We start from the raw sequence: 15797 nt of genomic DNA, 5'->3' as shown, positions 1-15797 counted from the left end.
ACGGTCTAACCAGAAGGGGGCGCTCACTTGGCCGCGCCTTCGACATCTCGACGTTGCTCGGGGTCTGGGCGGATGTCGCTCTGGTGGCGGGGAGCCGAGCCGGTGACGGCCTGGTACCGCATCGCTTCGAACGCTTCATCCGCGAGCTCGGCGGCGCGGCCCGTCGGCCTGGTCAACCGCGATACAAGGATGACTGCCGCGACGGCCAGGGGCAGAGCCACGATCGCGGGATTGACCAAGGGTATCGGTGCGCCAGCTCCGTGCACCGTGGGACTCAACCCGATCATCACGACTGCGGAAAGCAGGCCGGCCAAGAGTCCACTGGTCAGACCGGCGGCAGTGACGCGCCGCGCGTAGATCGTGAACATGAGCGCCGGGAAATTGCTGCATGCCGCGAGAGCAATCGCCAAAGATGCAAGGACAGCGATGTTTTGATCCCTCGCAGTGAGCGCGATGGCTGTAGCGATGGCGCCGGTCGCCAGCACGGTGAGCCGGGCGACCAGTAGCTCGGTGTGTGGCGAGGCGATGCCCGACTTGATGACTTGACCGTAGATGTCGTGTGCGACCGCTCCGGTAGTGGCGATCACCATCCCGGCCAGTGAGGCCAGGATCGTCGATACGGCTACCGCGGAAACGAAGGCCAGTAAGGCATCGCCACCGAGGAGCTTGGCCAGCAGCGGAACTGCCAGATTCCCGGCGGCCGAGGGCTCCTGAATCGACTCGGCGCCGAGAAGTGCGGCGGCTGCATAGGCGATGACGGGGAAGGTCATCAGTAGCGCACTGACGACCCACACGCAGGTGATGGCGGAAGTGCGCGCGGTCTGTGCATCCTTGACGGTGAGATAGCGGATCAGGACATGCGGAAGGCCGATCACGCCGAAGATCAGGCCGACCGAGAGTGAGATCTGGTCGATGCTTTCTACGACACCGCTGCGGATCGGCTCGACCAGCGCGCCTTCATCGATCTCGGAAGCCGACGAGAATACCTGCAGCAGGCTCCAGCCGAACTTGGGCAGCAGCAACAGAATAAGCAGACTGACACATGTCAGCAACATGATCGCCTTCACGATCTGAATCCAAGTCGCTGCCAGCATGCCGCCGACGAGTGCATACAGCGAAGTCAAGACGGTGATGATCAGGATGGAGGCCCAGTAGTCGATCCCGAACAACAACTTGACCAGCAAGCCGCCAGCGACATACTGCGCCACGATGTAGAGCACGCTGATTGAAGCGGTGCCGGTGGCCAGTGCCGTGCGGATTGGTCGACCCGCGAACCGGACGGCAGCAACGTCGGCGAGTGTGAAACGACCGAGGTTTCGTAACGGCTCTGCCACGAGCAGCATGGCCAACACAAAGGCGATCGGTGCAAACGCGGCGAGAAACACGTAATTGAACCCGGACAGCGCGATGGCGCCGATCGTCCCCAGGAACGTCGACGCCGATACAGCGTCACCGACTATCGCCAACCCGTTCTGGCGCCCGCCGATGCGACCGCCGGCCACGAGGTGGTCGTCGACCGACTTGTTTCGTCGGCCTGCCCAGAACGTGATACCGAGGGTGATCCCGATCAGACTCAGGAACAACACGATTCCGGTGGAGCTCATCTGTCGAGCCTGGGTGATGCAGAGCTGTTGTCTGCGAATGTGCGCTCGATCGCACCGATCCGGTTCCGGTAGACGATGGTGACGATGACTGCGACGACAAACTGTGAGTACGTCACCACGTACGCCCAGGTGATTGTCCCGACAGCCGCCCCATCGAGAATTGATGTGAAGTTCACACACGTGACTGTGGCGAAGTAGTAGCCGAGCACCAGCGTTACCAGGCTGATCTGTAGGCGGTGTCGCCTTCTGGCTGTCTCCCGGTACGCCGACTCCGGCGAGGTGGCATCAGGCATATCTGATAGTCCGTTCTCGAACGTCGCCGACCGCCAGTGGTTGAATTCACCTACGCCGGTGGATAGTCGGCGGACTCCGAACTGAAAACCGCGGGCAGAGGGACATTAACGACAATGGTGCTCCGACTCACACTGCGCCAGCGGGCGGATTTCAGATGGCGAATGCGACATCGAACCAGAGCACTCAATCATCTGAAATTCACCAGCTTGAAGATTCGATGCCCTTGATGCTGAATCGATCTTGTCGAGGGTCGTCCATGATCACATGGCTCCGGTGAGTGGACTGATGCGTAGCGGCCGAGGCATTCTCGCCGCGCGACGACCACGATGCCAAACGCAATGAGCGGCGAGACTCGGAGGCACCACGTGGCGCGATCCATCGAGACGGTATTCATGGTCAATCCCCTTCGATCCTCACCGGTGGGCATCGATGAGGGGATCGGGCGAATTCTGGAAGAGTCAGGCGTTGTCGATTATGTCGCGATGACCGACGTACTGGGCGCCGCGAGTTTCGTCCCCGCGCAGTTCGGCCCGGAGAATCCGGGCGACGCTCCAGACGCCGGTTCATGGTTTGATCCCGGGATCGCGTTGGGCGTGATGGCCACGCGCCATCCGAATCTCGGGGTCCTGTACGGGGGTATCCCCGCATTGCGACGCGGACCCGCTGAACTGTTTCGGGCGGGTCTGACCCTGGCGAGCCTGACGGAAGGAAAGGCACTCTGCTGGATCGGCGTCGGTGAGCGTTACAACACGGTTCCCTTCGGTTATGACCGTGCAGAAGGTCTGGGCCGCATCGAGGATCATTTCCGGCTCTACAAGCTGCTGTGGGAATCTGATGCCCCGTTCGACTTCGAAGGGAACTTCTGGAAGTACGAGCGTGCTTTCCTCGGCCACGAGCGCACGCACAGGCCCGAGTTCTGGGCACTTGGCGGCGGTCCGAAGCTGATCGAACTCGCGGCCAGCCATGCGGACGGTTGGATGACGGTGATTCCGGCCGCGGCACCGAGCCCGGAGGCGTACGCCAAGCGTGTCACCGCGGTGCGGGAGGACGTCGAGCGCGCAGGTCGAGACCCTGACGCCTTCGGTTTCGGGATCCAGCCGTTGCTGATGATGCATGAGGACCCCGATGTCATCGAAGCAGGCCTGCAAAGCCCGGTCGTGCGCCTGTTGGCCAGCATGTGGGGTCGCTTTCCGCATGCGTCTTGGCGTGACGAAGGCGTCGATACCGTCTTCCCGGACGGTTGGGATTATTCGCTGCACTGGGACGCCCTGCGGCTCTCACATGCTGAGGTCGACTTCTTGCTGCAACGCATTCCAGATGAAATGGTGCGGCGGTCGTTTCTGATCGGGACCCCGAGCGAGGTCACAGACGTCGTACAGGCCTATGTGGACGCGGGCGCGACGCAGGTCGCACCCTTCGACCTGCTCGGTTCCTGGGGCGGCTCGGAGGTGACCCTCGACGCGTGGACGCCCGACACGGTGAGGTGGCAGCTCGAGATGTTCCGCGAACTCAAGGGCTAGGCACCCGAAAAGGGTGCCATCGCGACGTCGGGGTGGTCAGGGGCTCAGTGTCGAATTGACTGCGCCACAACGAGTTGAGCCGCGCACTCAGTGCGCAAGAAGCCGATTGGCGCGTGCCCTCGATTCATCGTCGTCGAGCATGTGGACCAGCAACATCAGGTGTGGGTGCTCGAGCGGTCGCAGCTTGACGACGCTGACCCGGATAGCGCCGACGTCTGGGTGTTCGATCGTCTTCACACGATCTTCGAAGCCCTGTACCTCATGGCGCCCCCAAATGTCCCGGAAGAAGTCACTATCGTTTGTGAGCCTGCCGATGATGCGGCCGAAGTGAGGATCACCCGGATACTTGGCAGCTTCGGCTCGAAACCGCCCGACGGCGATCTGGGTTTCACCTTCCCAGTTGACCAGGCGGTGCCGTACCTCAGGACACATGGCCTGGATCCACAACGCATTACGATCCTCTTCCGGCAATATCGATGGATCGACGAAGATGCGGGCGTAGGCACGGTTCCAGGTGATCAAGTCGGTGGCGGGGAGCATGAGTTGAGCAGGGTTCGGCAACAAGCTGTCGACGAGGTTGACGAGGCTGTCGCCGACCTGCGGCCGCCGGGGTTGAATTGCTTTCGGGATGACGCCGGCGAGACGACGGAGATAGCTGTGCTCGCTGTCGTCCAGCTGTAGTGCGCGAGCCAGGGCCTCGATGACTTGGGGGGTGGCGTGGATGTCACGGCCCTGCTCCAGCCACGTGTACCAGGTGACGCTCATCGCCGCAGCATCGGCAACCTCATGTCGGCGTAGCCCTCTGACGCGGCGTCGGCCACGTCTGGGGATACCGATGTCCTCCGGTTGCAAGGACTCTCGACGTGCCCGAAGAAAGTCCGCGAGTGCCCCGCGTCGGGCCTTGTCCCCGGATGAGGTCGACCGGCTGTCGTCGTCGGGGGTGACTGGACCGTCCGGCACGGGCGTAGGGGTGTGTCGCATGGGATCGCGGCGCGATGCCGCGCCGTCGGAGGACAGGGTCTGCTGCCGTGGGACCCGACACGCCGTGTCCCCGGTGGGAGCGTCCTTGCCCATGGGGAGCAAACTACACTGCACCGACTAGTTTGGTTTCACTTTTGATTGATGAGCCGAAAGGATGCGGGAATGACGACCGCCACCGGAGTACGTCGGCGTGGACGCTCGCTTCAGAAGCGCCTGGCGATTCTCGAGGCTGCCCGGGCACTCTTCATCAGCGACGGCTATGAGCTCACGAGCGTTGATGCCATTGCGGCGAGGGCCGGAGTGTCCAAGCGGACGGTGTATGACCATTTCGGTGACAAGGAAGGGATTCATGCCGCGGTGTTGGAGGGTGTCACCGCGACGCTCACGGTGGCCGTCCAAGCTGCATTGGAAGAGGAGTTGGCCGTGGGCTGTGACCTGCGTGCAGGGCTGCTGGCGTTCGCTCGCCGCGTCGCTACGGAGGCGCTTCCTTCCTCGGATTACGCCGACTACCGGAATCTGACCACCCGTCGTCCACCGTCACAACAGAATCCACGGTCCGTCGGGAACGCGCCCGGCGAGCTCTTCGAGCAGCGCATGCGGGTGTTCGCCGATGAGGGGGTCATCCGTACCGAAAACCCGCGTCGCGCGGCCCAGCACTTCGTGGCGCTGACCTTCCAGCTGGCACTCGACACCCTGGATCCCACGCAGACCGGCGCGTGGGACGCCGTCGATGAAATCCTCGTCGATGGCGTCGATGTGTTCGTCCGCAGCTACACCTGACAGCACAGAGGAACCCCCGCTCCTCGTCGGATGGAGCGGGGGCACCTGCTGGTGGTGGGTGCTTATCAGCTGTTGCTGTTGGTTGTCGTCGAGTCGGGCGGAACGGGAATCTCGAATGCGTTCAGTACCAACGACGCACCCAGGTACGTGCCTGCGAGGTTGATGATGTCGACCAGCCCCTCGTGCCCGAACGCCGCCTCGGCGGCGTGGTACAGCTCATCGTTGACCCGATAGGTCGAGACGAGCTCTTGCACGAACTGGGCGGCGATCAGCTCTTTGTCGGTCAGACCCGCGCCGATCGGCGCTTGTCCGCTCGCCAGCAGCGCAATCGCGTCCTGGGGAACGTTGTAAAGGCCGGCCACCAACTCATGCGCATAGACCTCGTACGCCGAGCCCCAGAGCCCGCCCACCGAAAGGATCACGATCTCCTTGACCTGGGGTGTGAGGGAAGCCGATGCGAAGGAGTTACCGACGCCGAAGAGCGCCTCGCCGATTGTCGGGTTGTATAGGTACGCATTGAGCGGGCCGATGAGCTGTCCCTCGGGGCTCACGAGCTGGATGCCGGTGGCCGCCTGTGTCGGAACGGCGACTGCCAGCATCGCCTCGGCCAGCGCCACCTGTTGGGGAGTTGCGGTGGTCAGATCGAGCAGAGGCAACCGACCGCCCAGGCCGTTGGGACCGTCCGCCGGGAACGGCGGGGGGTTGGGCGTTGGCAGCACACCTGGCCCCGCCGACTCTGGGCCCTGTAGCTCAAGTGCGTTCAGCAGCAACGACACTCCCAGGTAGGTGCCCGTGACGTTGACCAGGTCGACGACACCCGTCAGCCCGAACGCATCTACCGCGGCCTCGTAGAGCGCATCACTGACCCGGTAGGTCGAGGTGAGTTCTTGTACGAACTGAGCGGCAAGCAGATCCTCTCCGGTAAGCCCCACCGGGGTCTGTCCGTTCGCCAACGACTCAATCGCGTCCTGGGGAACTCCGTAGAGGGCCGCCACGAGCTTGTGGGCATAGAGCTCGTATTCAGAACCCCACAGCCCGCCTGACGCCAGGATCGCGATCTCCCGGATAGAGGGGGATAGAGATGCCGATGCGAGGGTATTGCCGACCCCGAACAGTGCCGTACCGATTGTCGCGTTGTAGATGTAGGCATTGAGCGGACCGATGAGCCGGCCATCTGCATCCAGGAGCTGGATGCCCGTGGCTGCCTGTGTCGGGATGGCGATCGCCAGGATCTCGTTGTACAGCGCCAGCTGTTCCGGGGTAGCGCTGTCCAGATCAAAATATGGGAGCCGACCCCCCAAGCCCCCCGCCCCGCCGGCGTCGCCATCGCCGCCCGTACTGCCGGTCGCGCCGCTGACTCCGGCCGCCCCTGGTCGGCCGAGCAGGCCACCGGAACCGCCTCTGCCCCCGGCGCCCGCCAGGCCGGCGGCGCCACCGAGGCCGGCCGCACCGCCGACGGCACCGCTGTCGACGATAGACCCGTCGGGCAAGGTGATGACGGTTGCGCCCCCGGTGCCCCCGTAGCCGCCGGCACCACCGAGACCTGCCGCGCCGCCGTTGCCGCCGGCACCACCGCGGCCAAGCAACAGTGAACCGTGTCCGCCGGCACCACCGATACCGCCAGCACCGCCGGCGCCGCCCTCACCGCCGGGACCGCCGTTGTCTTCACTGTTCAGAGCAGCGTCCACACCGTGGGCACCGGCACCACCGATACCTCCGGCACCGCCGGCGCCGCCGGTACCGCCGACACCGAACAGCAGCGCACCGTGACCGCCGGCACCACCGTTGCCGCCCGCGGTTCCATCACCGCCCCGACCACCGTTGACTCCGGTCGTACCCACTTGGCCATTCACGCCGGCGCCGCCTGCGCCACCATCTCCACCCCGCCCGGCCAGCAGACCGGCGTTGCCGCCCCTGCCGCCGGCGGCGCCCAGGCCGCCGGTGCCACCGATACCGCCATCGCCCGACAGCAGCCCGCCGTGGCCACCGTTGCCGCCGGCAACCCCTGCCAGGGTGCTCGACCAGCCGTCGCCACCGTTGCCCACCAACCAGCCACCACTGACGCCGTTGACGTGGGCAGCAGTACCGTCGGCCCCGTCGCAGATCAGGCCGCAGCGACCGCCGAAGGCGAACAGCGAGTTGATCGGCACGAACAGTCCGGTACCGACCGTCGGCGAGGCGGGATTGGCAGGCGGGATGCTGTCGATTTCCCGGACCGCTAGTGAGAGAGCGCCGGCCAGCTGTCCGACCGGTGCGACCGGCGCGGGACTGTTGGTCGGGCGTGCACCTGTTTCGGTGGGGTTGCGAGGCGCCTGAACTGGGCGCACGTTCCGCGCCGGGGTGTTACTCGTCGGATCTGACGAGTCGCTTGCCTCCGGTGCTTCCGGTGCTTCCGGTGCCTCCGGGGCGACGGGGGTGGAGGCATCGGTGTCGGCGTCGCTCGATGCGTCGACCTGTTCGTCGTCGGGGTCATCAGCGACGGTGTCAGAGTCGCCCGCGGAGCCACCAGGTCTGTCGGCGCGCTCTTCGCCGTTGCCGCCCTTGCGGTCCGAAATCGTGGAGTCGTTTTCCTGCGTCAGAGTTCGGGATGACCTGGTGCCAGATTTAGTGTTGCTCGAGGATGCGGGGCTGTCAGTATCAGTATCGCCGGCTCCGTCTTGTCGGGCCGATGCCGGCGAGTGTCGCTTCTGCGATCGAGACGTCGACTCAGTGGACCGGGGGCCCGACCTCTCCGACGACGATGCCGAACTGCCTGATGATTCGGACCCGGCGTCCGAGGAGTCGGCGGAAGCGACACCGTGTCCCGTCGTGATGGCGACGCCCAACCCGAAGGCCACGGCACCCGCCCGGAGCCATTGAGTACGCGCGTCGCCGTGAGGGTGAAGACGCCCTGTAGAGGTCGAAGAGGTGCTGGTGCGACCCGCATCCGCGACCTTGTTTGTCGCTTCAGATGCGGTGTCTGCCCGTGCTTCGCCACGGGTGCGTCGGTCGGTGTGGCTCAGTGGCCCGGGCGTCGTAGAAATGTCACTCAACTCCTCGCTGATTCGCCTAGTCATCGAATTGTTGCGTCGGTCACAAACTGACAGGCCCGCTGTTTATAAGCGGGAGATCCGCGGAGGGTCAATGAATGTGAGGGGTGCAGAGGGGTGCTAGTTATACCCGTATACCGACTGGCTCCCGAGGAGCTCCGGGTGCTGGCGAATCGCTGCTGACGCCCCAATTTATGATGGTATTGCGGGCGCCCCCATAATCACTCCCCGCGTAGGGGGGTACCCACAGAGCATCTTCATCGTCGCGAAAATTTCGATTGCTCAATGGATTTGGCGAGCGATGGCTTGACGTGCCAGGACACGCCGATGATTGTCGATGATGACCGGGTCGCCGCGACGCTTGCTCCAGTCGGTGCCAGGTCCACGCTCACCGATCCGGCGACGCCGACCAGCACGACGAAAACTGTGCGAAGGGTGTAGCGCATCGCTGCCGGGGAGATCACCGCGCGGATCCGGCCGCGTCGGGCCAGGAAGGGCGACGCAGCGCAGGCCAAGATGGGCGCCGCTGCGTCGGCCGCCGGGGTGTCCGAGAGTCGACCGCCCGAGTGTGCGTGAAAAACATGGCCACACCGCGGAACCGGTTTGACATCACGATCAATGCGGCGAACAGCAGCGGCATCGCCGCCGTGGTGTGCCCGCTGGGCAGTGTGTTGTCGGCGAACGCGCCGTTGATCGCGACCAGTTCGGGGCGCGACAACACGTGGTACTTCAGCACTTGGGTGACGGCCTGTCCGTCGGATAACCCCGGGCTTCATCGCGGCAGTACGGTCTTCGTTGTCGAAGAACGAGATCCCGGCCGCGGCGAAGGAACGCCAACCTTAGTCGGCTAGCCGCCGCGGCAAATGATCCAGATAGCTCACGTCTGTATGGTCGCGCGCCCCCCGCACGAAACCCTGCGGTTGCTCGGCCAAACTCAACATCGGCTGACGTAACCGCCACTCCGCCACGACGATTCGATGCGCAATTCGCCAGCCGACACCCGGGCGGTTCTCAAACCTATCGACGTAGCGGCAGGCGAATACGTCCATCAGGAGTTCATCGTTGCCGGTGTCGCGCACATGATGGGCTACACAGTAACTTTCGGCCTGGGCGCGGTCGTCGTCGTCGATGTCGACGAGGATGTTGTGAAGAGTGTGCATCGAGCTTTCGAAGTGCAGTAAATGATCCATCACCCACGCGACATACTCGTCCGGGCCTCCGATGAAAGAACCGCCGTGGTCGTCGATGGCGTCATCGTGGTACACCGATCGCACCAACTCGCTGTCGCGACGATCGATGCCCCGGCAGTAGGCGACGATGATACGTTCGATCTCGCGCTCACTGGCGATGCGCTGAAGTAGCGACTTCTGACCCTTCACGAATTCAGTACAACAGTCTAGTAATAAATAATCAAGCAACAGACTAAACTGGGCAGTATGTCTGAAACCATTCGAGTCGGGGTCATTGGGCTGAGCGCGTCGGGCGGGTGGGCCGCGCAGGCCCATCTGCCGGCGTTGCGACATCTGGGCGGCTTCGAACTGACAGGTCTCTCGGCGAGCTCGCCGCAGGCGGCGCGCGCCGCTTCGGAGGCATACGGGGTGCCTCATGCTTTCGACAGCGCTGCGGAGCTGGCATCCTCCGATGACATTGACATGGTGGTCGTGACCGTGAAAGTGCCCGAGCATCATGAGCTTCTAACACCGGCACTTCACGCCGGAAAGATCGTCCTCTGCGAATGGCCGCTGGCGGTCGATGCTGTAGAAGCAGCGGCTCTGGCCGAGGCTGCGAGGGCTCCCGCGTTTGTCGGGCTTCAGGCCCGATCAGCTCCGGCGATCAGATACCTGCGCGATCTGGTGGCCGACGGCTATGTCGGCACAGTGCTTTCTACGACGATGGTCGGTTCAGGTGGAACCTGGGGCGCGACGGTGGATCCGCGCAATGTCTACACACTCGATCCCGCCAATGGCGCCACGATGTTGACCATCCCTTTCGGCCACGCGACAGACGCTTTGACATTCGTCTTGGGCGACTTTGCAGCCGTGCATTCCACGGTGGCAACGCGCCGGGGGGAGGTGGCCGTGAAGGGAAGTGACGCGGTCGCCCCGATGACCGCCCCCGACCAGGTCGCAGTCACCGGTCGGCTCGCCGACGGCGCGGTGGCAACGGTGCATTATCGCGGTGGAGTGTGCGCCGGTACGAATTTCTCCTGGGAGATCAACGGCACCGAAGGGGATCTGCTGGTGAACGCCGTCGGCTCCGGTCATGTCCAGTTGGAATCGCTCAGCCTGTACGGTAGCCGTACTGGTGTTCCTCTCGACGCATTGGCTGTTCCGGATCACTACCTATGCGTGTCTGAGGCCTTCGCTCGCAAGAGTCCGCGCGCGTACAACGTCGCGTGCGCCTACGAACACATCCGTTCTGATGTCGCCGAAAACACCGGATTGGCACCGACTTTCGCGGATGCTGGGCGTCACCACCGCTTCCTCGATGCCGTTGCGGCACAGCCGATGCCGTAGGCGGATGGCCCTCTACGGCACCTGGGTACCGTTCCAGTCCACTAGCTTCCAGTCGCCTGGTTTGCCGTCAAGGACAACGTATCCTGTGTTCGGCAGAGGCGCGGTCTTCATCAAGTCTGGTCGAGAATTCTCGGCGTTCATCGTGGCCCAGGCTGCGATCGCAGCCCCGTGGGAGTACACGATCGGGCGTAAGACCCCGGTTGCATAGATCTCATCGATCGCGCGATCGAAGCGGTCGTCGAACTCGTTGCCGTCGATGGAGCCGGGTATTCGGAGGTCCCGGTTCCCGATGGTCCAGTCGACGATGTCGCCGTAATAGGTCTTCACCGCATACGCCTCCGGCTGTCCTTCGAAAACTCCCGCTTCGATCTCCTGAAGACCCTCGACGGCGGTGACCATCTCGCCACATCGATGGGCCATGGGTTCAGCGGTCTGTTGAGTGCGGATCATGGTCGATGCGAAGATTCCGTCATAGCGATTGTCGGACAGTCGATTAGCGATCATGACTGCCTGCTCCGACCCAAGGTCTGTCAGCGGGGGTCCCGGCACCGACGTGTCCATCCGCCCGGATAGATTGCCTTCTGACTGGCCGTGCCGCACCAGGGTCAGGGTGATCGCGCGATCCATGTCCACTGGATTCGGGGCGGTGCAGCCTGTCATGCCGGCCAGTGCGAGGATGGCTGCAAACATCACGGCGAGCCAACGCCGCTCAGTCATGGCCACGTCCCAGAAAGCACTCCTGTGCGACGGTGCACAGGAGTGCTCACCGCTGCTCTGACACGTTGCGGCTGCGCTCATTCCGCGACATCCCGAGGTGTTGGGGAATTTCCAATCGCGTGGTCGATGGAGGTGACACCGGAGCCGCGGTTTGTTGGTGCCGTGGCAATCACAACCGGATTGAGCGGTTGAGGTCGCTGGCGTACGTCAGCAGAGCTCGGGCCGTCCACGGACCGCCGAACATGCGCGATCCCGCGTTTACCGATTGACCACCGCGATAGGAGGCAGATCCCATCGGCTCGAGGTGGAGAAGGCGGATAACGGCGCGAATTGGGCCGGCTTCCTGGATATCCGACCCAGAGCTGCGCAACTCGGCCGGCGGGCCGGGCAGCGCCGGCGGTCATCGGTGATGGGCGGGCAGCCGAGAGATCACCGGCCGAAGTGAAGTTTCGTGGGATGTGCCCGCGTAGCCGTCAAGCCAGCGGGACAATTTGGCTTTCAGGCCGTCCGACAGTGCCATCTTGTTGCGGCCGACGAAGGCCAGCATTTGGACGATAGCGTCGAAGTTGTCACCACACCCCAGAGCTAGATAGATCGCGGCTCGCTCCATACGACTGCAATGGTCTGTGACTTCGGCGGCGGCCTGCCAAGCGATCTCGCCGTCGTTCAGTGACGGCGAGATCGCGGAGACCGCGGTTGAGAGTGCGGGCGCGACCCCGCCCGAAGGATCACTGACGAGCATGCGGCGAACGGGGGTAGACCCTGTAGCAGAACTACGTTTCCAGGCACGATGGACCGAAGCGGAAAGCACCGGCATCCTCCAATGATCGATAGTCTATTACTAGACTAGGTTACCTGCGGTGCAGTTTCGGCGCTAGTGGTCGCGCCTTAACCGGATAAGTAGAAGCCGCCCGACTGGCCGTACACGGCGAGCGCGATCCCGACGATGACGAAGACTGAGGCGATGAGCGACGTGCGCACAGCGCGGCCCACGGCTTCGCCCACGCCGGCGGGTCCGCCTCGAGCGTTGAAGCCGTAGTAGGTATGGATGAGCATGATGACGAACGCCATCGTCACCGCTTGGACGAAGGACCACATGACGTCCGCCGGCCGGAGGAAGGTCCGGAAGTAGTGGTCGTACACCCCCGTCGACTGGCCGTAGATCATCGTGGTCCCGAACCGCGCCGCCAGGAAGGACATGAGAATGGCGATGCCGTAGAGGGGGAGCACGACGATCAATCCCGCGATGACCCGTGTCGACGCCAGGTAGGCGACCGCCCTCACCGCCATCGCCTCGAGTGCATCGATCTCCTCGTTGATGCGCATCGCGCCCAACTGGGCCGTGGCGCCGGCGCCGATGGTGGCGGCGAGGGCGATGGCCGCGGTGACCGGCGCGATGATACGAACGTTCACATAGGCCGATGCGAAGCCGGTCAGCGCTTCGACGCCGACCCCGGCCAGTTGGTTGTACCCCTGTACGGCGATCAGTGCACCCGTCGACATCGTGAGAAATCCGACGACGACGACAGTCCCACCAATGACCGCGAGAGCGCCTGTACCCAGGCTCATTTGAGCGATCAGTCGCAGGATCTCTTTATAGTTTGAGCGAAGCGCGTGGCCGACGTTGACGACGGTCTGACCGTAGAACTCGGTCTGCTGCCCCAACTGGAACCAACCGTTGAGGAGTCGTCGTGTGGCAATCGAGGTTCGTGGAAACCTCTTGCTCGGAACTACCGCGGTCATCCTGCCGCCTTCACACCTACGGCGGTCGCCAGCACGTTAATGAAGAACAGAGCCATGAAAGAGAACACCACGGTCTCATTTACTGCGTTACCGACACCGGCCGGTCCCCCGGACGCCGATGTCCCCTTGTAGCAGGCGATCAGGCTCGCCGCCAGTCCGAACAATGCAGCCTTCACCAAGGCGATGACGACGTCGGGGAGTCCGACAAGCACCGTCAACCCCGCCACGAAGGCGCCTGGCGTCACGTGTTGGATAAACACCGCGAACGCAAACGCTCCTGTCAGGCCGACCAGCATGACCAAGCCCGAGAGAAGGAGGGCCACGACGGTGGCGGCCAGGATACGTGGGACAACGAGAGCCTGGACCGGGTTTATGCCGAGGACTTTCATGGCGTCGAGTTCCTCTCGAATGGTGCGCGCGCCGAGGTCTGCGCACATCGCGGTAGCTCCGGCGCCGGCGACTACCAGGACCGTCACGATCGGCGAGAGCTGCGTGATGATCGACACCGCGCTGGCCGTGCCCGATAAGTCGGCCGCACCGATCTCGACCAACAAAATGTTGAATATGAAGACGACGAGGACTGTCAGCGGCATCGCGAGGAAAAGCGCAGGCGCGATGGACACTCGCGTGACGAACCAGCACTGCAAAGCCAGCTCGCGCCACGCGAATGGCGGACGAAACATCAGCACCAGCGCGTCGAGCGACATCGCGAAGAACCCGCCGACAGCGCCTAGCGGTTTGCCGCTGCGCTGGAGCAGAGTCATTTGGCCAACCTCCGGGGCAGGCCGACGATGCTGCCGGTCGTGTCGCCCGTGCGGAGACGACGGAGGGGTCGCGGTGCTCGGCCGAACGTTCGCGCGACCGTGACTGGTTCGCAACGTGTCACACGGGGCTCCTCGGCATCGGTGGTGATGGGCGTCACCAAGTTAAACAAAAAAACTCGAGAACTCAATAACTGATCCATCAGTCTTCTGTACGGTCGCGTCCGCCCCAGAGGGGTTCGAGTCTGGTTTAGGCCAGTTCAGGGCATGCGACAACTGCGCGGCGCGCGTTCGGGGCGCCGATCTTTAACTCGTGTCATAAATGGTCTATCACTTGACTGTCCAGTGATGGAGTTTCTACAGTGATGCGCATCGTGGTGGTTGTGACCCGCACCACAGCATTCGGCTTGGAAGGAGTTCGTGTGGTGTCAGCGCATCTCTACCGTGTACTCCCGCCGGTAACGCCACCACTGCCCGCGGCGCCCGCGGCGCACCGGGCGCTGAAAGTCGCGCGGAGTTGCCGATGAGCGCGCACTCAGCCTCCCTGTCGAGGCGTTACGGCTGGTGGGCCGCCGGCCTGGTGATTACCGTCGTAATGCTCGCCTTGATCGCAGCTGCACTCTTCGCCGGTACCTTCCGCAGGTTTGTTCCCGTCACGCTTACCTCGGAACGGTCTGGTCTGGTGATGGAGCCAGGGGCGAAGGTCAAACTGAGGGGGGCCGAGGTCGGTCGGGTCGGGTCCCTGAGGTCAACGGGTGACGCTGCATCGCTGACCCTGGAGATCGCGCCGGATCAGATCCGGTACATCCCTGCCAATGTCGAAGCGGAGATCAAGGCCACCACCGCGTTCGGCGCGAAGTACGTCGACCTCATCGTGCCCGGAGAGCCCACCGCACAACGATTGGAGCGAGGGGCAGTCCTGCAGTCGCGCAACGTCAGTACCGAGGTGAACACGGTGTTCGAAAACCTCGTCGGCATCCTCGACAAGATCGACATCAGCAAGCTCAACGGCACCCTGACCGCCCTAGCTGAGGGGCTGCGGGGGCAGGGTGAACGCATCGGACAAGCCACCACGGATGCCAACCGTGTGCTGTCTGCGATCAACCCGCGAATGGACACTCTCCGCGAAGACTTCCGATCGACGGCCAAATTCGCTGACGCCTACAGTGCGGCGGCTCAGGACATCATCACGGTTCTCGACGCGGCGAGTACGTCGAGTGAAACCGTCTCCAGGCAGGCGTCGGATCTCGATGCGTTGTTGCTCAACACGATCGGATTCGCGAACGCCGGCATCGACTTGCTGGCGCCGAACCGGGACAATGCCATCCGCGCAATCAACGTGCTCGAACCGACCACGAACCTGTTGTTCAACTACGACCCCATGTTGACCTGCACTCTGATGGGTGCCAAGTGGTACCTGGACAACGGCGCCCACGAGGCGGTGGGCGGAAACGGTCGGACCCTCGTCGTCGACGCCGGCCTGCACTTCGGCGACGATCCTTACAAGTACCCGCAGCACCTGCCGATCGTGGCGGCCAGAGGCGGGCCGGGCGGAAAGCCGAGTTGTGGCTCACTCCCCGACGCCTCCAAGATGTTCCCCGTCCGGCAGTTGATCACCAACACCGGTTGGGGTACGGGCTTGGACATCCGACCGAATCCCGGTATCGGACACCCCTTCTTGGAGAATCTCTTCCCTGTCACGAAGGCGATACCGGAACCGCCGCGGGTCTGGCTCGATGGGCCACCTGCCATCGGACCGGTGCCCTATCCGGGTGCTCCACCATATGGCGCTCCTCTGTATGGGCCGGGTGGAACTCCGCTGTACCCCGGCGTCCCCCCGGCACCCCCGCAG

15 protein-coding genes are annotated in these 15797 nt (G+C 63.7%); 5 read left to right on the top strand and 10 right to left on the bottom strand.

Going from position 1 to position 15797, the window contains the following annotated elements; all coding sequences use genetic code 11:
- Window positions 1–23 precede the first annotated feature (23 nt).
- Window positions 24–1502, bottom strand: coding sequence for a solute symporter family protein (locus BEMPMBAN_RS07850; protein ID WP_234897358.1), 1479 nt, complete (start codon window positions 1500–1502; stop codon window positions 24–26).
- 98 nt (window positions 1503–1600) lie between these two features.
- Window positions 1601–1897, bottom strand: a complete 297-nt coding sequence (locus BEMPMBAN_RS07845; RefSeq protein WP_159229803.1) for a DUF485 domain-containing protein — start codon at window positions 1895–1897, stop codon at window positions 1601–1603.
- A gap of 420 nt (window positions 1898–2317) precedes the next feature.
- Here BEMPMBAN_RS07845 and BEMPMBAN_RS07840 point away from each other — a divergent pair, with 420 nt between their 5' ends.
- On the top strand, window positions 2318–3418 hold the full coding sequence (locus BEMPMBAN_RS07840) for an LLM class flavin-dependent oxidoreductase (protein ID WP_159229802.1): 1101 nt from the start codon (window positions 2318–2320) through the stop codon (window positions 3416–3418).
- An 87-nt stretch (window positions 3419–3505) separates the two neighbouring features.
- Here the strand turns inward: BEMPMBAN_RS07840 and BEMPMBAN_RS07835 are convergent, their stop codons facing one another.
- The gene (locus BEMPMBAN_RS07835; RefSeq protein ID WP_234897369.1) at window positions 3506–4399 is read right to left on the bottom strand and encodes a helix-turn-helix transcriptional regulator; all 894 of its coding nucleotides are present in this window, start codon (window positions 4397–4399) and stop codon (window positions 3506–3508) included.
- 162 nt (window positions 4400–4561) lie between these two features.
- On the opposite strand from BEMPMBAN_RS07835, the gene BEMPMBAN_RS07830 reads away from it, so the two are divergent.
- The gene (locus BEMPMBAN_RS07830; RefSeq protein ID WP_159229800.1) at window positions 4562–5179 is read left to right on the top strand and encodes a TetR/AcrR family transcriptional regulator; all 618 of its coding nucleotides are present in this window, start codon (window positions 4562–4564) and stop codon (window positions 5177–5179) included.
- A gap of 65 nt (window positions 5180–5244) precedes the next feature.
- Here BEMPMBAN_RS07830 and BEMPMBAN_RS07825 read toward each other — a convergent pair whose 3' ends face one another.
- Entirely contained in the window at window positions 5245–7329 is a 2085-nt protein-coding gene (locus tag BEMPMBAN_RS07825) for a carboxymuconolactone decarboxylase family protein (RefSeq protein ID WP_159229799.1), read from the bottom strand.
- Between the two features lie 1136 nt (window positions 7330–8465).
- Window positions 8466–8672: a hypothetical protein gene (locus BEMPMBAN_RS07820; RefSeq protein ID WP_159229798.1), complete on the bottom strand. Its 207-nt coding sequence runs from the start codon at window positions 8670–8672 to the stop codon at window positions 8466–8468.
- A 117-nt stretch (window positions 8673–8789) separates the two neighbouring features.
- Between BEMPMBAN_RS07820 and BEMPMBAN_RS07815 the strand changes: the two genes are divergently transcribed.
- The gene (locus BEMPMBAN_RS07815) at window positions 8790–9059 is read left to right on the top strand and encodes a hypothetical protein (protein WP_159229797.1); all 270 of its coding nucleotides are present in this window, start codon (window positions 8790–8792) and stop codon (window positions 9057–9059) included.
- Here BEMPMBAN_RS07815 and BEMPMBAN_RS07810 read toward each other — a convergent pair.
- Window positions 9048–9587 (bottom strand): nuclear transport factor 2 family protein, encoded by a 540-nt coding sequence (locus BEMPMBAN_RS07810; RefSeq protein ID WP_234897357.1) that lies wholly within the window; start codon window positions 9585–9587, stop codon window positions 9048–9050. The two genes, BEMPMBAN_RS07815 and BEMPMBAN_RS07810, sit on opposite strands and share 12 nt — an antisense overlap.
- A 57-nt stretch (window positions 9588–9644) precedes the next feature.
- Between BEMPMBAN_RS07810 and BEMPMBAN_RS07805 the strand changes: the two genes are divergently transcribed.
- Complete coding sequence (locus BEMPMBAN_RS07805) at window positions 9645–10724, top strand: Gfo/Idh/MocA family protein (protein WP_159229795.1); 1080 nt, start codon at window positions 9645–9647, stop codon at window positions 10722–10724.
- Between the two features lie 12 nt (window positions 10725–10736).
- On the opposite strand, the gene BEMPMBAN_RS07800 is transcribed toward BEMPMBAN_RS07805, so the two are convergent.
- From BEMPMBAN_RS07800 to BEMPMBAN_RS07785, 4 genes are all read right to left on the bottom strand, one after another.
- Window positions 10737–11441, bottom strand: a complete 705-nt coding sequence (locus BEMPMBAN_RS07800) for a histidine phosphatase family protein (protein WP_200845916.1) — start codon at window positions 11439–11441, stop codon at window positions 10737–10739.
- A gap of 400 nt (window positions 11442–11841) precedes the next feature.
- The gene (locus BEMPMBAN_RS07795) at window positions 11842–12183 is read right to left on the bottom strand and encodes a hypothetical protein (RefSeq protein ID WP_159229794.1); all 342 of its coding nucleotides are present in this window, start codon (window positions 12181–12183) and stop codon (window positions 11842–11844) included.
- 146 nt (window positions 12184–12329) lie between these two features.
- Window positions 12330–13184, bottom strand: a complete 855-nt coding sequence (locus BEMPMBAN_RS07790) for an ABC transporter permease (protein WP_159229793.1) — start codon at window positions 13182–13184, stop codon at window positions 12330–12332.
- Window positions 13181–13948, bottom strand: coding sequence for an MlaE family ABC transporter permease (locus tag BEMPMBAN_RS07785; RefSeq protein WP_159229792.1), 768 nt, complete (start codon window positions 13946–13948; stop codon window positions 13181–13183). Before BEMPMBAN_RS07785 ends, BEMPMBAN_RS07790 begins: the two co-directional genes overlap by 4 nt.
- A 520-nt stretch (window positions 13949–14468) precedes the next feature.
- Here BEMPMBAN_RS07785 and BEMPMBAN_RS07780 point away from each other — a divergent pair.
- Window positions 14469–15797: MCE family protein (locus BEMPMBAN_RS07780; RefSeq protein WP_159229791.1), on the top strand; the 1329-nt coding region annotated here is incomplete at its 3' end.

The organism is Mycolicibacterium austroafricanum, assembly GCF_902705885.1.
GTDB lineage: Bacteria > Actinomycetota > Actinomycetes > Mycobacteriales > Mycobacteriaceae > Mycobacterium > Mycobacterium vanbaalenii_A.
This window is presented reverse-complemented; position numbering and strand designations above follow the sequence as displayed.

Excerpts from the sequence above, each read along its gene's own strand:
- BEMPMBAN_RS07815 (WP_159229797.1), top strand. The coding sequence starts at position 8,790 with ATGGCCACACCGCGGAACCGGTTTGACATCACGATCAATGCGGCGAAC.
- BEMPMBAN_RS07785 (WP_159229792.1), bottom strand. The coding sequence starts at position 13,948 with ATGACTCTGCTCCAGCGCAGCGGCAAACCGCTAGGCGCTGTCGGCGGG.
- BEMPMBAN_RS07830 (WP_159229800.1), top strand. The coding sequence starts at position 4,562 with ATGACGACCGCCACCGGAGTACGTCGGCGTGGACGCTCGCTTCAGAAG.
- BEMPMBAN_RS07845 (WP_159229803.1), bottom strand. The coding sequence starts at position 1,897 with ATGCCTGATGCCACCTCGCCGGAGTCGGCGTACCGGGAGACAGCCAGA.
- BEMPMBAN_RS07800 (WP_200845916.1), bottom strand. The coding sequence starts at position 11,441 with ATGACTGAGCGGCGTTGGCTCGCCGTGATGTTTGCAGCCATCCTCGCA.
- BEMPMBAN_RS07835 (WP_234897369.1), bottom strand. The coding sequence starts at position 4,399 with ATGCGACACACCCCTACGCCCGTGCCGGACGGTCCAGTCACCCCCGAC.
- BEMPMBAN_RS07795 (WP_159229794.1), bottom strand. The coding sequence starts at position 12,183 with ATGCTCGTCAGTGATCCTTCGGGCGGGGTCGCGCCCGCACTCTCAACC.
- BEMPMBAN_RS07805 (WP_159229795.1), top strand. The coding sequence starts at position 9,645 with ATGTCTGAAACCATTCGAGTCGGGGTCATTGGGCTGAGCGCGTCGGGC.
- BEMPMBAN_RS07790 (WP_159229793.1), bottom strand. The coding sequence starts at position 13,184 with ATGACCGCGGTAGTTCCGAGCAAGAGGTTTCCACGAACCTCGATTGCC.